Genomic DNA, 20,998 nt, shown 5'->3' with positions numbered 1-20,998 from the left:
GATTGGCCCGGCGGTCATGTCAGGGCAATGGCGGGTGGGCCGTTAAAGTAGTCCGTCGGCGGAGCGGAGTTCGCGCGCGCGGGAAAGGATTGCATCTTCAATGGCGCGCTGAGTCTCTGCGGCGACCGGTCCACTGCGTGTTTGAAGCGCGACATTCAGTGACCGTGCATCAAGCGCTGGATCGGTGATATAGACCGTCGCACGATAGGCGCGTGATCCGCCGGGGGGTGTGCCGAATCCTGTCGCGATGACGCCGGTGAAGGGGTCAACGCTTTGAATTGGCAGGAAATTCAAAACATCCAAAGAAGCGGCCCAGAGGTAGCGATTGACGGCCACAGTCTCCGCCCCGCGCACGCGGGAGGCTTGCCGTGTGGCGCCATCATTGCTGGATGCGCCAAAGCCAAGGCTTCCCAAGGTGCTGCAGGCGGGGAGTGCCAAGATGGCCAATACCGCCGTTGCTTTCAAACTGATCGAAGCCATCATCCCTAAATTCCACCTTTGACGTGTCAACGTTGCAAAATGTCTAACGAAGCAAGGCGTTTGTCACAAGAGGCAGGGACCGTTCCCTCAAAAAGAAAGAGCGGCCCTAAAGGACCGCTCTAACTATCACGTTGTTAACTTCGATTAGAATTCGAAGGAAACACCTACAGTTGTGCCGTCAGCGATGTCACGCTCGGACGGACCAACTTCTTCCATGTCACCGTCGGCGTACTCGACGTAAGCAGATGCGCCCCCGCCAAGTGTGTACTCAGCGAATGCATATGCGTTGTTGTCCGCATTTTCGATACCTGCGCCAACTACGAGGCCATCGCCCATATCGTATGTTGCGCCAAGTGTCATAACGGATGCATCGGTGAATGCTACGTCAACTGCGATTCCGCCAGCAGCGTAACCTGCAGTAACTTCCCAGGTCTCGTCAGCGTTGTATTCAATACCAGCGGAGTATTCGCCAGCAGCGTAAGCTGCGCCAATAGTCCAAGCTTCAGCTTCGTCTGTAGAAGCGGAGAGAGTAACTGCGCCAGTTGTGATATCAACACCTACGTCCCACTCGTCGTCGCTGGACATGCCGAAGGACAGATCTGCGCCACCGACAGTGCCGGAACCAGTCAATGCGTAGTCACCGCTGCCCAAGATACCGAAGCCAACGGCGAAACCGCCAACGTCAGTTGTGACACCGATTTCGAGATCGTCTGTAGAAGCGACCCCGCCTTCAGCTACTGGCAGGGAGACGGTTACAGTCGCAGCACCAACGTTCATGGAGCCAACAACACCGTCAACGCCTTCTTCGCCGTCCTGGATGCCGTCGAGGTAGTCATCACCAGTTGCTGTGAAGACTGCGCCGTCGAGACCTGTGCCGAATGTGAGGCTCCCAGAGTCGTTGGACAAAGTGATGGAGCCAGATGTGACTTCATCTGTAACGCCTTCGTTGGGGTCAAATGTCAGCTCTGCAGTTGCTGTCAGACCATTGTCCAGTACAGCGGTCATCGTTGCAGTTGCTTCGATGGATGTAGAGTAACCTGTCTCTGTATTGTATTCAGCAGAAGCTTCACCGCTAAAGCCAAAAGATGTGTGACCACCAGCAGTCGCTGCACCGGCAAAGCCGATCAGTGCTGTCGAAGTCAGAAGGATGCTTTTCATGGATTTTCCCTCGTGTTTGCATTCCGGAAGATGTCGGTTGAACCAACATTGTTGTTTTACTGATCCTTAAAGCCTGCACACTCAAGTGAATAACCACGAGTCATTGAGGGCGCGGTTCAAATGGTGCACGAAGGTCACACACCATTAGGGGCTTATCCAGAGAATCGTTTCGCTTGCTGAGAAGAGAAATGCGCCTATGTGCCAAAAGAGTCATACAAATCAGGAGGCTGGATATGTCGTTGGGTGAAATTCGTGCAAAGGTTGCGGCAGCCGCCCAGTCTGCGGGACGTGATCCTGACACAGTCAAGCTTATAGCAGTTTCGAAAGTACAACCGAATGAGCGTGTGGCAAAAGTGTTGTCAGAAGGCCATCGCTGCTTTGGGGAGAATCGGGTGCAGGAAGCTGCAAGCAAATGGCCGCATTTCCGTCAAACCTATGACAATATCGACTTGCACCTGATTGGTCCGCTTCAAACCAACAAGGTCCGGCAGGCGATGGAGCTTGCACAATCCATCCACACGTTGGATCGTCCGAAGCTGGCCAAAACCATTGCGCGGATCGCGCAGGAGGTGGGGTCTTGCCCCGATTTATTCATTCAAGTGAACACTGGTGAAGAAGACCAGAAAGCCGGCGTGATGCCGGCGGACGCGGACGCATTCATCGCGGAATGCAAAGCACTCGATCTGCCGGTGCGGGGACTCATGTGTATCCCGCCGATTGCAGAAGAACCCAGTCTGCACTTCGCGCTTCTTGGCAAGATCGCCAAACGTAACGGTCTTTCGGCGCTTTCAATGGGCATGAGCTCTGATTTCGAAAGCGCAATTGCGTTGGGCGCTACGCATATTCGCGTCGGTTCCGCAATCTTTGGGGCGCGCACCCCTGCATGAGCGACACCTACAATCCCCCGACAGACCCACTTGTGATTCTGCATGAGGATCATGAAGTGATTTTAGTCGATAAACCGTCTGGATTGCTGTCTGTGCCGGGCAAGGGCGAACACCTCAGCGATTGCCTGATATCTCGCGTCCAAGCCGCCTTTCCAACGGCTTTGCTGGTGCACCGATTGGACCGTGACACGTCCGGCGTGATGATTTTTGCGCTGACGCCCCATGCGCAGCGGCATCTCAGCCTTCAGTTTGAGAAACGCCAGATGAAGAAAACTTACGTCGGACGGGTTTGGGGACAGGTGGCGGAGAAGGAGGGAACTGTCGACCTGCCGCTGATCGTGGATTGGCCCAACCGCCCGAAACAGATGGTCGATCATGAGAACGGCAAGCCTGCCGTGACGGATTGGCGCGTTGTGAAAAGGTCAGAGACTGAGACGCGCCTGCGCCTGATGCCCAAAACCGGTCGCTCCCACCAATTACGCGTCCACATGCAGGCGATCGGCCACCCTATTCTGGGCGATCCCTTTTATGCGGACGGTCCAGCGCGCGGCTACCCGCGCCTGATGCTCCACTCCGAAACGCTCCAATTCCGCCATCCGGACGGAGGCAGGGGGATGCGCGTAACGGCGAAATGTCTGTTCTAGTCGTTTGACCAGCCAGAAATCGCTTTCACTTCCAAAAACTCCTCAATGCCCCAGACGCCGCCTTCGCGGGCGCGTCCCGACATTTTCATACCGCCAAACGGGCTGCCTTGGCCGCGGGATTGGCCGTTCATTTCCACCATGCCGGATTTGAGGGCGAGGGCCATGCGATTCCGCCGTGCGCCGTCTTGAGATTGGACGTAATTCGTTAGGCCGTATTCGGTATCGTTGGCAATCTTGATGGCCTGCGCCTCATCTTCGAACGGGATGATCGAGAGGACGGGGCCAAAAATCTCTTCCTGCGCGATCCGCATATCGTTGGACACATCAGCAAAGACAGTTGGCCGGACGTAAAACCCGCGGTTTACGCCGTCGGGCAGGCCGGTGCCGCCCGCCACCAAACGCGCACCTTCGTCGACACCCACTTGTATCATGTCTTGGATTTTGTCCCATTGGGTTTTGTTCACCACGGGTCCTATGTGACGACCTGGCTCCGATGTTGGTCCGACCTTGACCGAATTTGCGACTTCTACCGCTTCCTCAACCGTCTGGTCATAGATTGACGCCTCAACCAGCATCCGCGTCGGCGCGTTGCAGGACTGACCGCTGTTTTGCATGCAGTGCAGAACTCCACGTTTCACGGTCCGTTTATCGGCGTCCGCAAAAATCACATTCGCGCCTTTGCCGCCCAGCTCCAAGGTGACGCGCTTCAACGTCTCCGCAGCCGTTTTGGAAATGGCCTTGCCCGCGCGGGTGGAGCCGGTGAAGCTGATCATCGCAACGTCTATATGCTCAGAAAGCTGTGTCCCAACGCCCATCCCGTCACCATTGACGAGGTTGAACACACCAGCTGGCACGCCCGCGTCATGTACAAATTCAGCAAACAGGAGGGAGGACAGCGGCGCTTCCTCCGACGGTTTCAGCACAATCGTGCAACCGGCCATCAAAGCCGGGATCACTTTGAGCGTGACCTGGTTCATCGGCCAGTTCCAAGGCGTAATCAATCCAACCACGCCTATGGGTTCCAACGCGATGCGGTCCTTGGGGGCGTGATCGCCTAGTGGCTTGATCCACTCGATCTGATCAACCGCCTCAAGAAAGCCTTCGGCATGCCACGACAGACAGGGTGCTTGGCTGTTACGGGCCAGATCGATTGGCGCGCCCATTTCCATGCGGATCGCTTCGGCCATTTCTTCTGACCGTGCCTTATACTGTTCAAGGATCTTCGCGGCATACTCCGCCCGCTTATGCGGCAGTGTTGCTGCCCAAGCGGGGAACGCAGTTTTCGCAGCTGCTACCGCCTTGTCCGTGTCTGCCTGATCGCCGAGGGAGATGACCGCGCAAACCTCTTCCGTTGCAGGATCGATCACATCATGATCCCGCGCTGTTTCGGGCGAAACCCAAGCTCCGTTGATGTAGAATGACTTGGCTTCGATCATCTTACTCTCCTCTTGCCGAACACCAACTCTTGCATTCTCTTTTTCCAACCACAAGTACGCTGGAGACATTCGCCAAAGCGCGATAGCCTCGCGCCAAACTCAACACGAACGGAGCAATTGATATGTCCCTGCGCATTAACGACACGATCCCTGACCTGACGGTAGAAACCGACCAAGGCAGCTTTTCGCTGCACGATTGGATCGGTGACAGCTGGGCGATCCTGTTTTCGCACCCAAAAGACTTCACACCCGTCTGCACCACCGAGTTCGGCGCGGTCGCGCAGCTTTCCGATGAATGGGAAAAGCGTGGAACGAAAGTTATCGGTGTCAGCGTTGACGGCGTTGAAGATCACAAGAAATGGAAGGGTGATATTGAAACTGTCGCAGGCACCAAGGCGGGCTTCCCCATCATCGCAGACGTCGGTCTTGAGGTTTCCAAAGCCTTCGACATGCTTCCAGCGGAGGCATATTTGCCTGATGGTCGCACGCCAAACGACAGCGCAACAGTGCGGTCCGTTTTCATCATCGGTCCGGATAAGCAGTTGAAGCTGTCGATGACCTATCCAATGACAGTCGGCCGGAACTTTGCCGAAGTACTGCGCGCATTGGATGGTTTGCAGACCTCTTCTGGCAAAGGTGTCGCGACACCTGCAAACTGGAACGTTGGGGATGATGTGATCATCCCAGCGACCGTCACTGACCAGGATGCGGCTGCAAAATTCGGTGAGTTCACCACCGTGCTGCCGTATCTGCGGACGACAAAGCTGAAAGATTGATCTTCACATCAGAACAAGAAAGCCCCCCGAATGTCGGGGGCTTTTTTCATTAGAAAAGGAAAATTCTCGCGCCGATCGGGACCATGTTGTAAAGCTCCGCCACGTGTTCATTCGTGAGGCGGATACAGCCGGAGGAGAAAGCGGTGCCAATCGTTTCTGGCTTCATGGTTCCGTGGATGCGGTAATACGTGTCGCGGCCACCGTCATAAAGATACAGTGCGCGAGACCCCATTGGATTGCGGGTATGGCCACCAGGCAGGCCATTGCGATAAGGGATATAAAGCTCAGGCTCGAGACGTACCATATTCGCGGTTGGGATCTAGCTTGGCCATTCCGCCTTACGCCGGATGGTCAAAACACCTGTGTAGTTCCGGTCCTGATCACCGATAGCGACGGTATAGCGCCTCGCGCGTCCATTGCCCAAGGTCCAATAGAGATGCAAGTCATCCTTGATTACGTGAATCTGACCGGCCGGTAAGTCTGGGTTCACGTCAACTTCGACAGGCCGGTATTTCCAAGGAAGCCGGTGGGTGTTCGCTATGGCTCCTGCGGCCAGAACACTGGCCCCCGCACCTGCTAGTTAGTCACGCCTATTGATCATTTGTCTGCCCGTTTTCTTTGTCCCATCATTGACGATCCTCAAAACGGGTTACACGACAAGACTTAACTTCGCGCAAACCAGCGAGTAATTACTGTATTGCAACACTTCGTATATCTGTCAGTCAGGATTCAGGGCTTCCCAAATGCGCCAAAGCGTTGAAGTGATCATCACCACCTACAACAGTACGCGCGCGCTGCATTTGACGCTGATCGCATTGGAGCAGCAGTCGATGCAGCCTGACGTCCTATGCATTGCAGACGATGGGTCCGGTCCTGAAACCAAAGCTCTGATTGATGAGTGGGCTGCACGTTTGCCATACCCTGTGCGGCACGTTTGGCATGAGGACAATGGCTTTGAAAAGTGCCGTATCCTGAACAGCGCAATTGAAAGCAGCGCAGCAGAATTCTTGATTTTTCTCGACGGTGACGTGTTGATCCACCCCGACTTCATAAAGCGCCATTATGATCTGCGCCAAAGGGGCCGCTACTCGACCGGAAGCTTGATCCGCTTGGACGACCAAACCACCAAAGATCTAACCGAAGACGTCATCACCGATGGCAGCGTCTTTCAACGCGAATGGCTCTGGCAAAACAGAGCCATTGACCGTTTGGGAACGTGGCTCAAAACAATGCCATTTCCCTTTTGTGTTCAGGACATGTTCGACCGTATCACGCCTGTGAAGAAGGCGCTTTGTGGCGCCAATTGGTCCGCATTTCGTGAAGATATCCTTGCTGTAAATGGGTTTGATGAAACCATGAAATATGGTGGTTTGGACAAAGAGCTTGGATTTCGCCTGCAGAACGCGGGTATTGTCGGGCGTCACCTGCGCTACACAGCGCCATTGGTGCACCAAGATCACCCGCGCGGATACAAAGATCGTGAGAAAGTCCGCAGACACAAAGAAATGATCCAAGAAGTGCGCGACAGCGGCCGAAGCTGGACGAAGCACGGCATCATCAAAGCAGACGCATCCGCGATATAGAAAAGCGCCCTACCGTTTCAGGCAGGGCGCTTTCAATTCACATCAAAAGACGTGCTGACTACTCAGCCGATTCTTCTTTCTTCATCTCTTCGCCAGTTTCCTGGTCGACGACTTTCATGGACAGGCGCACCTTGCCACGATCGTCGAAGCCCAACAGCTTGACCCATACTTCCTGACCTTCTTTCAGAACGTCGGATGGATGGTTCAGGCGGCGGTTTTCGATCTGGGAGACGTGCACCAGACCGTCGCGCTTGCCAAAGAAGTTCACGAATGCACCAAAGTCCACAACCTTCACGACTGTGCCTTTGTAGATCACGCCTTCTTCTGGCTCTGCCACAATAGAATGGATCATGTCATAGGCTTTCTTGATCGCATCTGCATCAGAGGACGCGATCTTGATCGTGCCTTCGTCATTGATGTCAACCTTCGCACCGGACACTTCAACGATCTCGCGGATCACCTTACCGCCAGAGCCGATGACTTCACGGATCTTGTCGGTTGGAATCTGCATCGTTTCGATCTTCGGTGCGTGGACGCCCAGATCATTTGCAGTTGTGATCGCTTTGGACATCTCATCAAGGATGTGCAGACGGCCTTCTTTTGCCTGAGCAAGCGCCTTTTTCATGATCTCCGGCGTGATGCCTGCGATCTTGATGTCCATCTGCAGGGATGTGATCCCCTCGGCTGTACCCGCAACTTTGAAGTCCATGTCGCCAAGGTGGTCTTCGTCACCAAGGATGTCGGTCAGGATCGCATAGTCGCCATCGTCTTCCATCACCAGACCCATTGCCACACCAGCGACTGGGGCTTTCAGCGGAACGCCAGCGTCCATCATGGAGAGGGAGCCACCGCAAACAGACGCCATGGAGGATGAACCGTTTGATTCAGTGATCTCTGACACCACGCGGACGGTGTAAGGGAAGTCGGTCGCCGCAGGCAGAACCGCCTGAAGCGCACGCCATGCCAATTTACCATGACCAATCTCGCGACGGCCTGGAGGGCCCACGCGACCCGCTTCACCAACCGAATAAGGTGGGAAGTTATAGTGCAGCATGAAGTTCGACTTATACATACCGCTGAGCGCGTCGATCATTTGTTCGTCGTCGCCAGTACCCAGTGTGGTCACGACCAAGCCCTGCGTCTCCCCACGTGTGAAGAGGGCGGACCCGTGTGTGCGTGGCAGGACGCCGGTTTCGGACACGATCGGACGGACGGTGTCGAGTGCACGACCATCAATCCGCTTGCCCTTCTTGACCACGTCGCCGCGCAGAACGCCTGCTTCGAGCTTTTTCATTGCAGCACCGAGGTTCGGATCTTCTAGCTGCTCTTCGCTGAGGCCAGCAAGGATTTCCTCGCGTGCCGCAGCAACGGCTGCTGTCCGCTCTTGCTTGTCTGTGATCGCAAAGGCTTTGCTCATCGCTTTTTCGCCCGCTTTCTTTAGCGTTGCGTAAAGGTTCGAGTAGTCAGGTGCTTCGAACTCGAACGGATCTTTTGCGGCTTCTTCGGCCAGATCAATGATCAGGTCGATGACCGGCTGAATCTGCTCATGTGCAAATGTCACCGCGCCCAGCATCTCATCTTCAGTCAGCTCGTAAGCCTCGGATTCAACCATCATCACAGCGTCTTTGGTGCCTGCAACAACAAGGTCCAAACGCTGCTCTGGGTTCATGCGCAGATTGTGCATGTCGTCCATTTCAGGGTTCAGAATGTAATCGCCATCTTCATAGCCCACACGGCAGCCCGCGATTGGACCCATGAAGGGTGCGCCAGAAAGTGTCAGCGCAGCGGAGGCTGCAATCATTGCCAAGATGTCAGGGTCGTTGACCAGATCGTGGCTCAGAACCGTACACATCACCAAGACTTCGTTCTTGAAACCTTCGACGAACAGGGGACGGATTGGACGGTCGATCAGACGTGCTGTCAGCGTCTCTTTCTCAGTTGGACGCGCCTCGCGCTTGAAAAAGCCACCAGGCACCTTACCAGCGGCATAGTATTTCTCTTGATAATGAACTGTCAGCGGGAAGAAATCCTGACCCGGCTTTTGTTTTTTGGCGAAGGTGACGTTAGCCATGACGGAGGTTTCCCCCATCGTTGCAATGACTGATCCGTCTGCCTGACGGGCAACCTTGCCTGTTTCAAGTGTCAGCGTTTCTTCGCCCCACTTGATTGATTTTTTCACTTCATTGAACATGTGTTTTTCCTTTTGGCCACTTGGCCATTTACGTAGGGGGCGTATTCCCCCTGACCTCGGTATCTTCTTTGGTCGGCGCTGAGGTCCGGGCGCCGGCATTCAGATCTGCGGGCCTTACAGGAAAAGGCATGGGTTGGGAAGGGGGTCTGATTTCGCTCTGCTCTGGTGCGTGCAGATATGAAAACGGAACCGGCCTCACGCTAATGATACTGCTCCGCAGCCTGATTGAGCCAACGTGTGGCATCTCTTCCCGCTTGTTTGGACAAATCCAAGAACTGGCGGGCGTTTTCTAACTCACGAAAAATCTCAACTTTGACCTTCGCTGGCCCAACGCTTAAAAACTTAAACGTCCTGATCGCTTTTTCGATTGCCCAAGGCGGCGCGGCAATGGCATTGTGCTTTTCCGCGCCTCTCCGTTGGTACATGAATGCCATGAGATGAGCCGTGACATTTCAGTGATTTGTTTCGGGTTCAGCGCAAGGGATCGCAGTTCGGTGAAATCGTCTAGTTCGGCCATTCCGTCCGTGTAGTTTGCGTCGCCATCGATATGATCCAGCATTTCAAGCAATTAGCCCTCGGTCAGAATGCACCAATATTTAATGCACATAAGGTTATGACGTGGGAAAATCTCGTAACGGCAGGGCAATCAAAGTCTCAACGCAATGCAGGGCTCGAAGTAACTCTCTTATAGCGCAAGACTGTCGGCGATTATAGCAACGTATCGACTGGCGGCCGTATGATATGGAATTAGATGCCAAATCTAATGGCTACTTTACCGATACGCATGCTCTTTCAATAGCTCCACCTCCGCTCCATATGGCGTCGCACTTGGTGGAAGATCTGGAATGATCACGGCATTTTCATAACGGAGCTGGCGCAGAAGGACGGGCAGCAACCGGCGAAAGGCTGCAATCATCGATGGATCTGGGGCAGGGGTGTCGTGCTTGATGAGTTCATGCAGCGCGGGCAGGTTATAATAGGGCACCATCGTGAACATGTGATGTTCAAGATGGTAGTTCATATTAAGGTAGATGAACTGCGATAGGGAATTCATCAGGACAGTGCGTGTGTTCAGCCTGTGGTCAGTGACGTTCTCAGCTAATCCAAGATGCTGGAGCAACCCCGTCAGAATATGATGCCACGCGCCATAGAGCATCGGAAGGCCGATCACCATCAGTGGCAGAATCGTTCCAAACGATAGGCATGCAAGACCAACCAAGGCATAGATCGCAAGCCAAATCCGCGTGACACGGAATACTCTTGGACGATCTTGCTCGCGGACAAGCGGTTCCTCTTCTGGATGAAGGTGGCCCGTTGCATGTAAGAACATTCGCTGACCAAACACCCAAAGATTCACAAGTCCGAACAAATTGATCAGAATGCGCAGCAAATCAGGTGGACGCATCGCGACAATCTCTGGGTCACGACCAACGATCACCGTGTCGGTGTGGTGGCGTACGTGACTGGCCCGCCAAACGACGGGATTGCGCATCAGCATGAAGCTGGCAATCTGATAAATGACTTCGTTTTTCCAAGCCGTTTCAAAGGCGGTCTTGTGTCCGCATTCGTGCCACCGTGCGTCCGCTCCGGAGCCGTATAGCACCCCATATGCCAACCAGAATGGCGTGGACCACCAAGACGGCCACAGCGCAATCCCGAGACCCGCGAACACCACCATGAGCCCAAGCCAGAGGACAGCATCCCGCCCTGCACGTCTGTCATCTTTGACCATCAATGCGCGGATCGAAGCCGGATCAACCTTCGTGCGATACCAGCTTGGATTCGACAGGGCTGGCGCTGGGCCAATGATGGAGTAATCGCGGGGCATATCAGATTGTTGATCTTGAGCCTTTTTCTGTCAATGCATGATGGATTGCACCTGACAAACAAAAACGCCCGCTAAAATCAGCGGGCGTTCTCGGAATTCGGGTTCGGGGTGCGCTTAGCGTCGCAGGCCCAGACGTTTGATCAGGTCTTGGTAGCGGGCTTCGTCCTTGGACTTTGTGTAGTCCAAAAGCTTGCGGCGCTGTGCGACCATTTTCAGCAGACCACGGCGACCGTGGTTATCTTTTTTGTGAGTCTTGAAGTGCTCCGTCAAAGTCGCGATGCGCGAGGACAGGATCGCAACCTGTACTTCGGGGGAGCCTGTGTCGCCGTCTTTGGTGGCGAACTCTTTCATGATCCGTGCTTTTTCTTCAGCAGTAATCGACATCGGGGTCTCCTTCATTCTCAAAGGGTTATGGCGCAAGCCGGGATGTCGTCCAGCAGAGCCCGTGGAGGGTCCGGCGCAGCGATTCTACGCGCAGATGAGTGCAAGTAGACTGATGGCTTTGAAAATGAAAGGCTTTTATGCGGCGATGAAGCGGATTTCGGACAAGTCGATCATCGTACCATCGGGAAAAGATGTAACCGTATGACCGTCTGCCATCACTCGAACGCCACCATTGAAGTCGTCCAATGCCTTTTCTGGCGGCTCTGTCCCCTCGACCAAGATTTCGATGGTGTCAGTTTCGGGGTCATAGTCGGTGACGGTCGTATCGCTATCGACAGCGATGACGAAATGGTTCGCACCGTCCCCGCCACTCAACATATCGTTAGCTCCGCCAACGATCCTATCGTCACCCGCCCCGCCATTCAGAAAATCGGTTTCTTCATCGGCCCCACCGGTCAGCATGTCATTCCCCGCCCCCCATCAGAACGTCAGCGCCATCGCCACCATCCAGCCAATTGTCGCCGAAGCTTCCTTTAAGCGCGTCATCCCCGCTGCCGCCGTGCAAGATGTCATTGCCGTCCCCGCCCATCAGTCGGTCCGCACCCTCCGCACCATCGATGAAGTCGAAGCCAACCGAGCCGGTTAAAACGTCATGACCTTCTTCACTAAAGAGCGCGTCGTTGCCTGCCCCGGCATGGACGCGGTCATGACCGCCTTCGGCGTCGACTTAATCATCCGCAGCGCCTGTGGTGATGTCCACATCACTTTCACCCGCGAAAATCATGTTGCGCGTGTCCTCCGATCCCTCAATTGTTTCTTCAGGCAAAAAGGTATCGAGCGACGCGATAGGGCCTATGCCATCCACACCTTTCTGATTGGCCGCGTTGTTCTCCACAATGTCATCATCCTCGAAATTGTTGAACATCAGCGCAGATAGCGCAAAGCCGATCAATCCCAACAAAGCAAACATAGCAGCATCCTCAAGTGAGCTGCCCCCACCCAGCGATGAAATCTAGCGATCTGGGACCGAAATAGCCTGTGAAAAAATGTTAGTTGGTTAATCAATCCATAATTTTGGTTGGGTTTTGTAGCTGATATAAAGCGGGTGACGGGGATGCCCGTCCTTGGTCAGCCCCAGATGGTAAAGCGGTGTGTCCAACGCCTTCAAAAGTGCTGCTATTTTTGCGCCTTGTTCGCGGTGACTGCCATGTGCGCCCCACGCCGCGATAATGTCATCCGCCCAGATAGCCGCCTCGCGCAGAACGCGCGGGTTGTCGGGGCCTTCGGGCCTCTTCGCCTTGCGCATTGCCATCGGGTCCGTGTCGCGCCACGCGAAGATGTTTGTCACGCGAAACGCGCCATACCCCAAAGCCCGCGCGCGGCGTTCGCACCGCTCGACAGTGGGATCGTTGGAAACTTCATTGGCCTTCGACGGGTTCAGCATCACAAATGTGACCCGCTTGCCGTTTGTATCCCAAACACGGGTCAAGGCGTATCGGTATCTCTCACACTCGGAATAAACCGCCTCCGACCTAGCGCGGTCGTCTTCATGCGTTCGAACGATCATTCAGGCGCCAAAAAGACGCGGCTAGGATGCAGCGTGCCGCCGCGATATGTGCCGGTGGCGATAGGTTGCCCTTGGTAGGAGGCCCAAGCCTTCTCCCCAAAGGCGACATCGCTTGCGATCACCTCAGCCGGGTTGCCGTTGCGCAGCTTCGCCACGCTTTCCGCCAAACACGTCACCTCTGGCAGCTCAGCCAAGCCCGTCTCCAGCGGCAAAAGATGCGCATCAAGTTCCGGCGTCTTGGCACTCGGATTGATCACATCCAGCGTGATGGCAGTCTCCACATCAAAGGGCCCGGACCAAATCCGGCGCAGCCAAAGAACATGGCCAAAACAGCCCAAAGCCTGCCCCAAGTCCCGCGCTATGGATCGAACATAGCCGCCCTTGCCACAGGTCATTTCCAGCGTCACGTGATCGGCGTCAGGACGATCCATCATCACCAATTCCTCCACCCACAAATCTCGCGCGGCGAGGTCGAATTCCTCCCCATCGCGGGCGGCTTTGTAGGCCCGAATCCCGTCGATCTTTACGGCGGAGAATTTGGGCGGCACCTGTTGGATGTCACCGATGAACGCACCCAACGCGTCTATGATCTCCTCATCCGAGGGGCGCGTGTCGGAGGTTGCGATCACCTCGCCCTCCGCATCATCTGTATTGGTGGCTTGTCCCAACCGCACTGTGAATTCGTAGCCTTTCAAGGCATCTGTGATGTAGGGAATGGTTTTGGTCGCCTCCCCCAGCGCCACAGCCAAAACGCCTGTTGCCTCTGGGTCCAACGTGCCCGCATGGCCGGCTTTTTTGGCGTCAAACGCCCAGCGCACTTTGTTGACCACTGCGGTTGACGTGATCCCCGCAGGTTTATCAATCACCAGCCATCCGGTAATTTCGCGGCCTTTGCGTCTGCGCCCCATCGTGCCCTCGCTTGCGTTAGATGGCCCTGCTAGCGGCGGGGCAGGCTCGCGTCAATCAAACGCTAGTTGTCGAGGTCTTGGCGCACATGCGGATCGTTCAGCATTCGGCGCGTGGCATCCATGCGGTCAAACGTGTCGTCTATCTTGAACCGAATTTCAGGCGCGAACTTGATCGACAGGGCTTTGCTGACCTCACGGCGGATTTCATGGCGGTTGTTGTGCAGGGCTTCCAAGCATTCTTCTTGCTGGCCACCCCCCAAGGGCAGCACGTAAGCCGTTGCCACCCGCAAATCGGGGGAGCAGCGCACTTCACCAACCGTGATCGACATCCGCGCCAAGTCCGGGTCATGCACGTCCCCGCGCTGCAACATCTCTGACAGCCTGCGCCGAATTAATTCGGCGACGCGTAACTGCCGCTGTGTCGGTGCCCGACCTTCTGAGTTCTTACCTTTAGCCATGGCGCCGATGTAAGCACTTGGGCAGCGATTGCCAAGCGGGGCTTTGCTTTTGCAGCGTGGCCCGCTAGTGCTTTGGCATACAAAGAAGAGGGCGAAGATGTCTGACCTACCTGGAATCGTGATCACCGGCGGCTCTGGCCGCATGGGGCAAATTCTGATTAAGACGGTTTTGGAGAGCGACAAAGCCAAACTTGCCGGCGTGATTGAGCGGGAGGGCCACGATTGGGTGGGCCAAGATGTTGGCACCGCAATGGGCGGCGCGGCGGTCGGCGTCACCGTGGCCTATGATCCGGTTGACGCCTTTGCCAACGCACAGGCGATCATTGATTTCACGTCTCCCGCAGCAACCGTCGCTTTCGCGGGCTTGGCGGCACAGGCGCGCGCGGTTCATGTGATCGGCACCACGGGCATGACCGAAGACGACGTCGCCGCCATCGACCGCGCCGCACGGCATACGCCAATTGTGCGGGCTAGGAACATGTCGCTCGGCGTAAACTTGCTTACCAAACTGACGGAAATGGTCGCTAAAGCGCTGGATGAGGACTTTGATATCGAAGTAATCGAGGCACATCATCATCACAAAGTGGACGCCCCTTCTGGCACAGCTTTGATGCTGGGGGAGGCTGCTGCCGCAGGGCGGGGTGTTGTCCTAAAAGACGTCAGCGACAGTGGCCGCGATGGCATTACCGGGGCGCGAAAGCGTGGTGATATTGGGTTTTCCGCCATTCGAGGCGGCGACATCGTGGGTGAGCATGATGTGATGTTTGCCGCTGCGGGGGAGAGGATCGTGCTGCGCCATCTGGCCGCTGACCGCAGAATTTTTTCACGTGGTGCGCTCAAGGCAGCACTTTGGGCGCAGGACAAAGATCCAGGGGCCTATGACATGATGGACGTCTTGGGGCTGTGATCCAAATCGGCTAAAGTACCGTACAAATAGGCATACCACAGAGGTTTGCCATGTTTGCACGCAAAATCAGTCTGGCTGTCGCACTCGCGCTTTTTGCGGCTCCCGCTTTGGCGGATTATCGGCTTGTCACCGATGAGGCTGAGTTTATGTCGTATCTCAGCAGCAAGAACCTCTCCAACCGTCTCTATGGCCTGGCGCTAACTGTGACCCCTCAAGGAACCATAGTCGGCCGCGTGGCTGGCCGCGATGTGACGGGCGATTGGAGTTGGCAGGACGGCTATTTCTGCCGCCAGATGATGTGGGGGGAGCGTGATATTCCCTATAACTGCCAACTCGTCGAAATCCGCAACGGCAACGAAATGCGGTTCACTGTTGACCGCGGCGCAGGCGACAGCGCGTCGTTTATGCTGCGTTAATCGATATCAATTTTGCCTTTACTGGCGAGCTACCTTGAGATTGCGATTATTCTGAGTGAGGCCACGACAAACGTTAAGACCAGCAAGACGCTTGAAAGTACTTAAGCCATCACCGGAAAATACAGCAGTAGCGTGTCTGGATAATTTTGACTGAGACTTTGAAACTCAGAGGCTCTGAATAGCAAACCTTCTGCTACGAAAAGCAGCGTAATCGTTAAGCTGTCCCGCCAAGTCGCGAATAACAGCGTCCAATTGTTTCCCGCATTTTCTCTCGCGCGGCCATAATAACTAAACACAACAAAAACGCTGCCGATGGCGAATACAGCAAAAACTATCCCCATCAAATAAATGAAGTTTTAAAATTGCGCCGTTTCCATCGTCTTGAAAATACTACTTAACACTATCGAAGTCCCCGCAGCTTAGAAATCAACCGCGATACCCTTCTTTTCCCAGTCGCCGTATCGCACGGGCTCGGGTCCGCTGGGGCCGCCGCTTTCTGGGGACATCTCCAACGCTTTCGCCTTTTTCCGGCGTTCTTCTGCTTCGGCAAGCGCGCGCTGGGCGGCGGGCGGCAGATCTTTGGGGGCGTCTGTTATAGGCGTTTTCCTTGTGACGGTCACGAACGTGATATAACCCCGTCCCACGGCTGAGCAAGGGGTGGATAGGATCATGCAAACGGGGCTGGCGGCACGCAAAGCAGCGCATAACCTTCTGCAACAGGTCACGACAGAGGGGCGCTTAATGTCCGAGGCGTTGGGCGCAGGTGCGCTTGATGATCTGGCACCCGACGATCGTGCCCGTGCACAACGACTGGCCAACGGAACGCTGCGTGGGCTTGACCGTGCAGACAAACTGATCCGCCCGCATGTGAAGAAAAAGCCGTCCGACTTCGTGCAGAACGCCTTGCGGATGGGTGTTGTTGAACTGGCGCTGTATGGCGCTGCGCATGGCGTCGTGAACAGTTATGTGGAGATTGTCGCCCGAAACAAAAAGTCGCAGGGGCTGAAAGGATTGGTCAATGCGGTCTTACGAAAAATTTCGACCGACGTCGCCGACGATTGGGGCAAATCCGCCGTTCCCATCCTGCCCAAATGGCTGCGCCAACCGCTGATCGAAGCTTGGGGCCAAAAGGCGGTTGCGGGGATTGAAAAGGCGCATTTTGTTGGCGCACCTCTGAATTTGTCGGCCAAGGGTGATCCCGCAGACGTGGCCCGCGCCACCGGTGGCGTCGTCTTGCCCAATGGCACGGTTCGACTGGCCGACGCTGGACAAGTTTCCAAACTTGCAGGGTTTGTGGAGGGGGCGTGGTGGGTGCAAGACGCCGCTGCCTCCATCCCCGTGAAATTGCTCGACCCCAAGCCGGGGATGCGGGCGCTCGACCTTTGCGCCGCACCTGGGGGCAAAACCTTGCAACTTGCCGCAGCGGGGGCGGAGGCGACAGCGGTTGATGTGTCGGAGGGGCGTATGATCCGCGTGCAGGAAAACTTGAAACGGACGGGTCTAAAGGCTGATATGGTCGTGTCTGATGCATTCGATTATGCGGAAACTGGCTTCGACGCGATCTTGGTTGACGCGCCATGCTCTGCCACTGGTACGATCCGCCGCCATCCCGATCTACCCTACGCCAAGGACGGGTCCGAATTTATGGCGCTCTTCGACATACAGGAACGCATGATCGATCACGCGCTCACACTTCTCCGCCCCGGCGGAACGCTTGTTTTCTGCACCTGTTCGCTCTTGCCCGATGAAGGCGAGGTACAGGTGGAAAAGGCCCTGAACCGCCACCTCGGCCTCACTGTAGATCGCAAAGCGCTCGACAAGCCGTGGATCGATCCCGCGTGGATCACAGAGGAGGGCGGTTTGCGCCTGCGCCCCGATTACTGGGCGGACGCAGGTGGCATGGATGGGTTCTTTGTTGCCGTCCTAACAAAGCCTGCGTGACTTGTGCCAAATCTGCGATTAGACTGCCCTCAAAGATAAGCGCTTAACGCGCAGCTAGAGGCAAACATCGTGACAGATTCGCAGACATGGCGGGGCCGCCGTATTGCGTTCATGCACCGCGTTCACGCGCGGCGTGCCGCCCGTGTGCGACCTGCCACTGCCTTTGTTCAACAGCCTGAACCCCGCACGATTGGCCGCATGGCACGTGGTCGTCAGCTTTTAGCTGGGGATTATCTGTTCTCTGGCGTCCTGACGGAAGCGCCTGACAAATCCGTTTGGGATGTGCCTGCCAATAATGCATTGGTTTTAGATGAACTCCACGGCTGCACATGGCTCGATGATCTGGTCGCTGTCGGTGATGTCCGTGCCCGCGAAAAGGCGCAGATGTGGGTGCAGGACTGGATCGATCGCTATGGCGATGGTCGCACCGTTGGCTGGACGCCTGACACTGTAGGCCGCCGCTTGATCCGATGGATCAATCACGGATTATTCCTGTTGCGGGGCACGGATTCGGAAAGTTCCAAAGCGTACTTTCGCAGCTTGGGCCAACAAACCATCTTCCTCTCCCGCCGCTGGCACACGGCCACACCAGGATTGCAGCGGTTCGAAGCGATCACAGGGATGATCTACGCCGGTCTGTCGCTTGAGGGGATGGAGCAATACGTGGCCCCCGCCGTGCAAGCCTTGGCCGATGATTGTACGACCGCCATTGATGCGGTCGGGGGCATCGCCACCCGCAACCCTGAAGCGCTACTGGAAGTCTTCACATTGCTCAATTGGGCAACGCTGGCGATATCAGAAGCAGGCCAAACACCGCCCATTAGCGTGCAAAATGCGATTGATCGGATCGCGCCAACGCTGCGGGCACTGCGCCATTCTGACGGAGGGTTGGCACGGTTCCACGGGGGTGGTCGCGGTGTCGAAGGGCGTTTGGATCACGCGCTCGCCACATCGCGCAACAAAACTATTCCAAGTAGCAGCTTTTTGATGGGCTTTGCCCGTCTCAGCCCGGGGCGTCTTTCATTGATCGTCGATGCCGCCGCCCCACCGAAAGGCGATGCTTCCGTCAATGCGCATGCCTGTACATTAGCGTTCGAACTCACCTCAGGTCGCCGCGCTTTGATCGTCAATTGCGGCTCCGGCCAAAGTTTTGGTCCTGAATGGCGCAGAGCGGGTCGCGCGACGCCAAGCCATTCGACGCTTTGCATTGATGGCTATTCCTCATCCCGCCTCGGCCGCCCTAGCAAGCTCTACACCGTAGCGCAAGAACTGCTCGTTGACCGCCCGAAACGGGTGCAATGCGAATTCTCGCGGCTCGATGACGGCGACAGGGTCGAACTGTCTCACAACGGATTCCAACCCACGCACGGCCTCACCCACGCGCGGACACTTGATGTCACGCTCGATGGGCGCGGGATCGCGGGGGAGGATTTGATCACAACCCTCGATGCCGATGATGAGACGCGATTTGCCAAGGCTGTCGAAAAGAGCAACCTCGAAGGCATCCGCTTTTCGATCCGCTTCCACCTACACCCAGACGTCGATGCGATGATCGACCTTGGTAGCGCTGCCGTATCCCTTGCCTTAAAATCAGGCGAAATCTGGGTCTTTCGGCATGATGGGGTTGCCGAACTTTCTCTTGAACCCAGCGTTTATATGGAAAATGGGCGATTAAAGCCCCGTGCCACCAAACAGGTGGTTTTATCCGCCCGCACAATGAACTATGCGACCCGCGTCCGTTGGTCGTTGACCAAGGCGCAGGACACGCCTGATGTTGTGCGTGACCTTGCCCCGGCTCAGCCCACGGATCTGGATGACTAGGCAAAGCGGGGATGCTCCATGACCGACCTTCACCCAGTGCGGCGCGCGCTGATTTCTGTATCTGACAAAACAGGCATGATTGATTTGGCCAAAGCCTTGGCGGGCCACGGCGTTCAGCTTTTGTCGACGGGCGGGTCTGCAGAAGCGATGCGCGATGCAGGGCTTGAGGTTACGGACGTGGCAGAGGTCACAGGCTTTCCAGAGATGATGGATGGCCGCGTAAAGACGCTTCACCCCGTCGTGCACGGTGGCTTGCTCGCGCGTCGTGACAACGACGGCCATGTCGCTGCAATGGCAGAGCATGGAATTGGCGAAATCGATCTGCTGGTCGTGAACCTTTATCCCTTTGAAGAAACAGTCGCCAAAGGTGCGGACTTCGACACTTGTATCGAAAACATTGATATCGGCGGCCCGGCTATGATCCGGTCTGCGGCCAAGAACCACGCTTTTGTGAACGTTGTCACCGATGTTGAGGATTATGACGCCGTCCTATCGGACATGGCGGCCAATGACGGGCAAACGACGCTGGCTTTGCGTCAACGTCTGGCACAAACCGCCTATGCCCGCACCGCGGCCTATGACACCGCCGTCAGCTCATGGATGGCTGACGCAATTGATGCCGACGCCCCGCGCCGCCGCAGCTTTACTGGCACATTGGCGCAAACGCTGCGCTATGGTGAAAACCCGCACCAATCAGCGAGCTTTTACACCGATGGCACGGAACGCCCCGGCGTTGCAACAGCAGTGCAGCATCAGGGCAAAGAACTGTCCTACAACAACATCAACGACACCGATGCCGCGTTTGAACTGGTGGCAGAGTTTGATCCGGCGGACAGCCCAGCTGTCGCCATAATCAAACACGCCAACCCTTGCGGTGTCGCCAAAGGCGCGACACTGCTGGAGGCCTATCGCAACGCCTTTGACTGCGACCGCACCAGTGCGTTCGGCGGGATCATCGCGATGAACATGCCGTTGGATAAGGAAACCGCGAAAGAAATCACCGGCATCTTTACCGAGGTTGTGATCGCCCCCGGTGCGTCCGACGCCGCGAAGGCGGTGTTTGCAGCCAAAAAGAACCTGCGCCTTCTGACCACCGAAGGCTTGCCCAAAACGCGCGAGGGCGGTTTGACCTACCGCCAAGTAGCTGGTGGCATGCTGGTGCAACACAAAGACAATGGGTTTGTCGGCATGGAAGATCTGAAAGTCGTCACCAAGGTCAAACCAACGGATGCGCAGATGGAAGACCTTCTGTTCGCTTGGAAAGTCGCCAAACACGTCAAATCCAACGCCATCGTCTATGTGAAAGACAAAGCAACCGTCGGCGTCGGTGCGGGCCAGATGTCCCGCCTCGACAGTGCCTTGATCGCCGCCAAGAAAGCAGAGCGTATGGCGGAGGCGATAGACCTTCCTGAGCCGCTCACCCAAGGCTCCGCCGTGGCGTCCGACGCCTTTTTCCCTTTTGCTGACGGCCTGCTCGAAGCTGTCGCCGCGGGCGCAACTAGCGTTATCCAGCCCGGTGGCTCCATGCGCGATGATGAGGTGATCGCCGCCGCGGATGAGGCGGAGATCGCCATGGTCTTTACAGGGATGCGCCACTTCCGGCACTAAGCGTT

Annotated in this window: 24 protein-coding genes and 1 pseudogene; 9 read left to right on the top strand and 16 right to left on the bottom strand. The window is 56.1% G+C overall.

Annotated features, from left to right (window positions below):
- Positions 1-42 precede the first annotated feature (42 nt).
- Together ACTF5F_RS09415 and ACTF5F_RS09410 are read right to left on the bottom strand one after the other, a co-directional pair.
- Positions 43-483, bottom strand: a complete 441-nt coding sequence (locus ACTF5F_RS09415) for a DUF3576 domain-containing protein (protein WP_438956615.1) — start codon at positions 481-483, stop codon at positions 43-45.
- A gap of 141 nt (positions 484-624) precedes the next feature.
- Positions 625-1,638: a porin gene (locus ACTF5F_RS09410; RefSeq protein ID WP_438956614.1), complete on the bottom strand. Its 1,014-nt coding sequence runs from the start codon at positions 1,636-1,638 to the stop codon at positions 625-627.
- Positions 1,639-1,871: 233 nt separating this feature from the next.
- Here ACTF5F_RS09410 and ACTF5F_RS09405 point away from each other — a divergent pair, with 233 nt between their 5' ends.
- Both ACTF5F_RS09405 and ACTF5F_RS09400 read left to right on the top strand, forming a co-directional pair.
- The gene (locus ACTF5F_RS09405) at positions 1,872-2,525 is read left to right on the top strand and encodes a YggS family pyridoxal phosphate-dependent enzyme (RefSeq protein ID WP_438956613.1); all 654 of its coding nucleotides are present in this window, start codon (positions 1,872-1,874) and stop codon (positions 2,523-2,525) included.
- Positions 2,522-3,169 carry an RluA family pseudouridine synthase gene (locus ACTF5F_RS09400; RefSeq protein ID WP_438956612.1) on the top strand — a complete coding sequence of 216 codons (648 nt, stop codon included), beginning with the start codon at positions 2,522-2,524 and terminating at the stop codon, positions 3,167-3,169. Before ACTF5F_RS09405 ends, ACTF5F_RS09400 begins: the two co-directional genes overlap by 4 nt.
- On the opposite strand, the gene ACTF5F_RS09395 is transcribed toward ACTF5F_RS09400, so the two are convergent.
- Positions 3,166-4,605 carry an aldehyde dehydrogenase family protein gene (locus ACTF5F_RS09395; protein WP_438956611.1) on the bottom strand — a complete coding sequence of 480 codons (1,440 nt, stop codon included), beginning with the start codon at positions 4,603-4,605 and terminating at the stop codon, positions 3,166-3,168. The genes ACTF5F_RS09400 and ACTF5F_RS09395 overlap by 4 nt on opposite strands.
- A 122-nt stretch (positions 4,606-4,727) precedes the next feature.
- Here ACTF5F_RS09395 and ACTF5F_RS09390 point away from each other — a divergent pair, with 122 nt between their 5' ends.
- On the top strand, positions 4,728-5,381 hold the full coding sequence (locus tag ACTF5F_RS09390; protein WP_438956610.1) for a peroxiredoxin: 654 nt from the start codon (positions 4,728-4,730) through the stop codon (positions 5,379-5,381).
- A gap of 49 nt (positions 5,382-5,430) precedes the next feature.
- On the opposite strand, the gene ACTF5F_RS09385 is transcribed toward ACTF5F_RS09390, so the two are convergent.
- Positions 5,431-5,685: a L,D-transpeptidase gene (locus ACTF5F_RS09385; RefSeq protein WP_438956609.1), complete on the bottom strand. Its 255-nt coding sequence runs from the start codon at positions 5,683-5,685 to the stop codon at positions 5,431-5,433.
- Positions 5,686-6,124: 439 nt separating this feature from the next.
- Here ACTF5F_RS09385 and ACTF5F_RS09380 point away from each other — a divergent pair, with 439 nt between their 5' ends.
- On the top strand, positions 6,125-6,964 hold the full coding sequence (locus tag ACTF5F_RS09380) for a glycosyltransferase (RefSeq protein ID WP_438956608.1): 840 nt from the start codon (positions 6,125-6,127) through the stop codon (positions 6,962-6,964).
- A gap of 58 nt (positions 6,965-7,022) precedes the next feature.
- Here ACTF5F_RS09380 and pnp read toward each other — a convergent pair whose 3' ends face one another.
- From pnp to rbfA, 11 genes and pseudogenes are all read right to left on the bottom strand, one after another.
- The gene (pnp, locus tag ACTF5F_RS09375) at positions 7,023-9,155 is read right to left on the bottom strand and encodes a polyribonucleotide nucleotidyltransferase (protein WP_438956607.1); all 2,133 of its coding nucleotides are present in this window, start codon (positions 9,153-9,155) and stop codon (positions 7,023-7,025) included.
- A 200-nt stretch (positions 9,156-9,355) separates the two neighbouring features.
- Positions 9,356-9,589: a hypothetical protein gene (locus ACTF5F_RS09370; protein ID WP_438956606.1), complete on the bottom strand. Its 234-nt coding sequence runs from the start codon at positions 9,587-9,589 to the stop codon at positions 9,356-9,358.
- Between the two features lie 338 nt (positions 9,590-9,927).
- Positions 9,928-10,983 (bottom strand): fatty acid desaturase, encoded by a 1,056-nt coding sequence (locus ACTF5F_RS09365; protein ID WP_438956605.1) that lies wholly within the window; start codon positions 10,981-10,983, stop codon positions 9,928-9,930.
- Positions 10,984-11,097: 114 nt separating this feature from the next.
- Positions 11,098-11,367, bottom strand: a complete 270-nt coding sequence (gene rpsO, locus ACTF5F_RS09360) for a 30S ribosomal protein S15 (protein WP_438956604.1) — start codon at positions 11,365-11,367, stop codon at positions 11,098-11,100.
- A gap of 135 nt (positions 11,368-11,502) precedes the next feature.
- Positions 11,503-11,829: a hypothetical protein gene (locus ACTF5F_RS09355; protein WP_438956603.1), complete on the bottom strand. Its 327-nt coding sequence runs from the start codon at positions 11,827-11,829 to the stop codon at positions 11,503-11,505.
- A 1-nt stretch (position 11,830) separates the two neighbouring features.
- Positions 11,831-11,956 (bottom strand): hypothetical protein, encoded by a 126-nt coding sequence (locus ACTF5F_RS09350; protein ID WP_438956652.1) that lies wholly within the window; start codon positions 11,954-11,956, stop codon positions 11,831-11,833.
- Positions 11,954-12,076 (bottom strand): annotated as a pseudogene (locus tag ACTF5F_RS09345) (calcium-binding protein); the annotation flags it as partial. The gene ACTF5F_RS09350 and the pseudogene ACTF5F_RS09345, both read right to left, overlap by 3 nt.
- An 18-nt stretch (positions 12,077-12,094) precedes the next feature.
- Positions 12,095-12,337, bottom strand: a complete 243-nt coding sequence (locus ACTF5F_RS09340; protein WP_438956602.1) for a hypothetical protein — start codon at positions 12,335-12,337, stop codon at positions 12,095-12,097.
- 87 nt (positions 12,338-12,424) lie between these two features.
- The gene (locus ACTF5F_RS09335; RefSeq protein WP_438956601.1) at positions 12,425-12,934 is read right to left on the bottom strand and encodes a DUF1643 domain-containing protein; all 510 of its coding nucleotides are present in this window, start codon (positions 12,932-12,934) and stop codon (positions 12,425-12,427) included.
- Positions 12,931-13,842 (bottom strand): tRNA pseudouridine(55) synthase TruB, encoded by a 912-nt coding sequence (gene truB, locus ACTF5F_RS09330; protein ID WP_438956600.1) that lies wholly within the window; start codon positions 13,840-13,842, stop codon positions 12,931-12,933. Before truB ends, ACTF5F_RS09335 begins: the two co-directional genes overlap by 4 nt.
- Before the next feature lie 62 nt (positions 13,843-13,904).
- The gene (gene rbfA / locus ACTF5F_RS09325) at positions 13,905-14,300 is read right to left on the bottom strand and encodes a 30S ribosome-binding factor RbfA (RefSeq protein ID WP_438956599.1); all 396 of its coding nucleotides are present in this window, start codon (positions 14,298-14,300) and stop codon (positions 13,905-13,907) included.
- 97 nt (positions 14,301-14,397) lie between these two features.
- Here rbfA and dapB point away from each other — a divergent pair, with 97 nt between their 5' ends.
- Both dapB and ACTF5F_RS09315 read left to right on the top strand, forming a co-directional pair.
- The gene (dapB, locus tag ACTF5F_RS09320) at positions 14,398-15,207 is read left to right on the top strand and encodes a 4-hydroxy-tetrahydrodipicolinate reductase (RefSeq protein ID WP_438956598.1); all 810 of its coding nucleotides are present in this window, start codon (positions 14,398-14,400) and stop codon (positions 15,205-15,207) included.
- Positions 15,208-15,257: 50 nt separating this feature from the next.
- Positions 15,258-15,623 carry a dihydrodipicolinate reductase gene (locus tag ACTF5F_RS09315; RefSeq protein ID WP_438956597.1) on the top strand — a complete coding sequence of 122 codons (366 nt, stop codon included), beginning with the start codon at positions 15,258-15,260 and terminating at the stop codon, positions 15,621-15,623.
- Between the two features lie 419 nt (positions 15,624-16,042).
- On the opposite strand, the gene ACTF5F_RS09310 is transcribed toward ACTF5F_RS09315, so the two are convergent.
- Positions 16,043-16,219, bottom strand: coding sequence for a DUF1674 domain-containing protein (locus tag ACTF5F_RS09310; RefSeq protein ID WP_438956651.1), 177 nt, complete (start codon positions 16,217-16,219; stop codon positions 16,043-16,045).
- Positions 16,220-16,289: 70 nt separating this feature from the next.
- On the opposite strand from ACTF5F_RS09310, the gene ACTF5F_RS09305 reads away from it, so the two are divergent.
- The 3 genes from ACTF5F_RS09305 to purH all read left to right on the top strand — a co-directional run bounded on the left by ACTF5F_RS09305 (position 16,290) and on the right by purH (position 20,993).
- Positions 16,290-17,564 (top strand): RsmB/NOP family class I SAM-dependent RNA methyltransferase, encoded by a 1,275-nt coding sequence (locus ACTF5F_RS09305; protein WP_438956650.1) that lies wholly within the window; start codon positions 16,290-16,292, stop codon positions 17,562-17,564.
- Positions 17,565-17,675: 111 nt separating this feature from the next.
- Positions 17,676-19,385 (top strand): heparinase II/III family protein, encoded by a 1,710-nt coding sequence (locus ACTF5F_RS09300; RefSeq protein WP_438956649.1) that lies wholly within the window; start codon positions 17,676-17,678, stop codon positions 19,383-19,385.
- A gap of 18 nt (positions 19,386-19,403) precedes the next feature.
- Positions 19,404-20,993 (top strand): bifunctional phosphoribosylaminoimidazolecarboxamide formyltransferase/IMP cyclohydrolase, encoded by a 1,590-nt coding sequence (gene purH, locus ACTF5F_RS09295; protein ID WP_438956596.1) that lies wholly within the window; start codon positions 19,404-19,406, stop codon positions 20,991-20,993.
- Positions 20,994-20,998: the final 5 nt, after the last annotated feature.

Source organism: Cognatiyoonia sp., assembly GCF_965661665.1.
GTDB lineage: Bacteria > Pseudomonadota > Alphaproteobacteria > Rhodobacterales > Rhodobacteraceae > Cognatiyoonia.
Note: the sequence above shows the minus strand (reverse complement) of the source record. Positions and strands in the feature narration are given on the sequence as shown.

Bases quoted from the DNA above. Each gene is read 5' to 3' on its own strand.
- ACTF5F_RS09415 (WP_438956615.1), bottom strand. From the start codon at position 483: ATGATGGCTTCGATCAGTTTGAAAGCAACGGCGGTATTGGCCATCTTG.
- ACTF5F_RS09410 (WP_438956614.1), bottom strand. From the start codon at position 1,638: ATGAAAAGCATCCTTCTGACTTCGACAGCACTGATCGGCTTTGCCGGT.
- ACTF5F_RS09405 (WP_438956613.1), top strand. From the start codon at position 1,872: ATGTCGTTGGGTGAAATTCGTGCAAAGGTTGCGGCAGCCGCCCAGTCT.
- ACTF5F_RS09400 (WP_438956612.1), top strand. From the start codon at position 2,522: ATGAGCGACACCTACAATCCCCCGACAGACCCACTTGTGATTCTGCAT.
- ACTF5F_RS09395 (WP_438956611.1), bottom strand. From the start codon at position 4,605: ATGATCGAAGCCAAGTCATTCTACATCAACGGAGCTTGGGTTTCGCCC.
- ACTF5F_RS09390 (WP_438956610.1), top strand. From the start codon at position 4,728: ATGTCCCTGCGCATTAACGACACGATCCCTGACCTGACGGTAGAAACC.
- ACTF5F_RS09385 (WP_438956609.1), bottom strand. From the start codon at position 5,685: ATGGTACGTCTCGAGCCTGAGCTTTATATCCCTTATCGCAATGGCCTG.
- ACTF5F_RS09380 (WP_438956608.1), top strand. From the start codon at position 6,125: ATGCGCCAAAGCGTTGAAGTGATCATCACCACCTACAACAGTACGCGC.
- pnp (WP_438956607.1), bottom strand. From the start codon at position 9,155: ATGTTCAATGAAGTGAAAAAATCAATCAAGTGGGGCGAAGAAACGCTG.
- ACTF5F_RS09370 (WP_438956606.1), bottom strand. From the start codon at position 9,589: ATGGCATTCATGTACCAACGGAGAGGCGCGGAAAAGCACAATGCCATT.
- ACTF5F_RS09365 (WP_438956605.1), bottom strand. From the start codon at position 10,983: ATGCCCCGCGATTACTCCATCATTGGCCCAGCGCCAGCCCTGTCGAAT.
- rpsO (WP_438956604.1), bottom strand. From the start codon at position 11,367: ATGTCGATTACTGCTGAAGAAAAAGCACGGATCATGAAAGAGTTCGCC.
- ACTF5F_RS09355 (WP_438956603.1), bottom strand. From the start codon at position 11,829: ATGCTGACCGGTGGGGCCGATGAAGAAACCGATTTTCTGAATGGCGGG.
- ACTF5F_RS09350 (WP_438956652.1), bottom strand. From the start codon at position 11,956: ATGGGCGGGGACGGCAATGACATCTTGCACGGCGGCAGCGGGGATGAC.
- ACTF5F_RS09340 (WP_438956602.1), bottom strand. From the start codon at position 12,337: ATGTTTGCTTTGTTGGGATTGATCGGCTTTGCGCTATCTGCGCTGATG.
- ACTF5F_RS09335 (WP_438956601.1), bottom strand. From the start codon at position 12,934: ATGATCGTTCGAACGCATGAAGACGACCGCGCTAGGTCGGAGGCGGTT.
- truB (WP_438956600.1), bottom strand. From the start codon at position 13,842: ATGGGGCGCAGACGCAAAGGCCGCGAAATTACCGGATGGCTGGTGATT.
- rbfA (WP_438956599.1), bottom strand. From the start codon at position 14,300: ATGGCTAAAGGTAAGAACTCAGAAGGTCGGGCACCGACACAGCGGCAG.
- dapB (WP_438956598.1), top strand. From the start codon at position 14,398: ATGTCTGACCTACCTGGAATCGTGATCACCGGCGGCTCTGGCCGCATG.
- ACTF5F_RS09315 (WP_438956597.1), top strand. From the start codon at position 15,258: ATGTTTGCACGCAAAATCAGTCTGGCTGTCGCACTCGCGCTTTTTGCG.
- ACTF5F_RS09300 (WP_438956649.1), top strand. From the start codon at position 17,676: ATGCACCGCGTTCACGCGCGGCGTGCCGCCCGTGTGCGACCTGCCACT.
- purH (WP_438956596.1), top strand. From the start codon at position 19,404: ATGACCGACCTTCACCCAGTGCGGCGCGCGCTGATTTCTGTATCTGAC.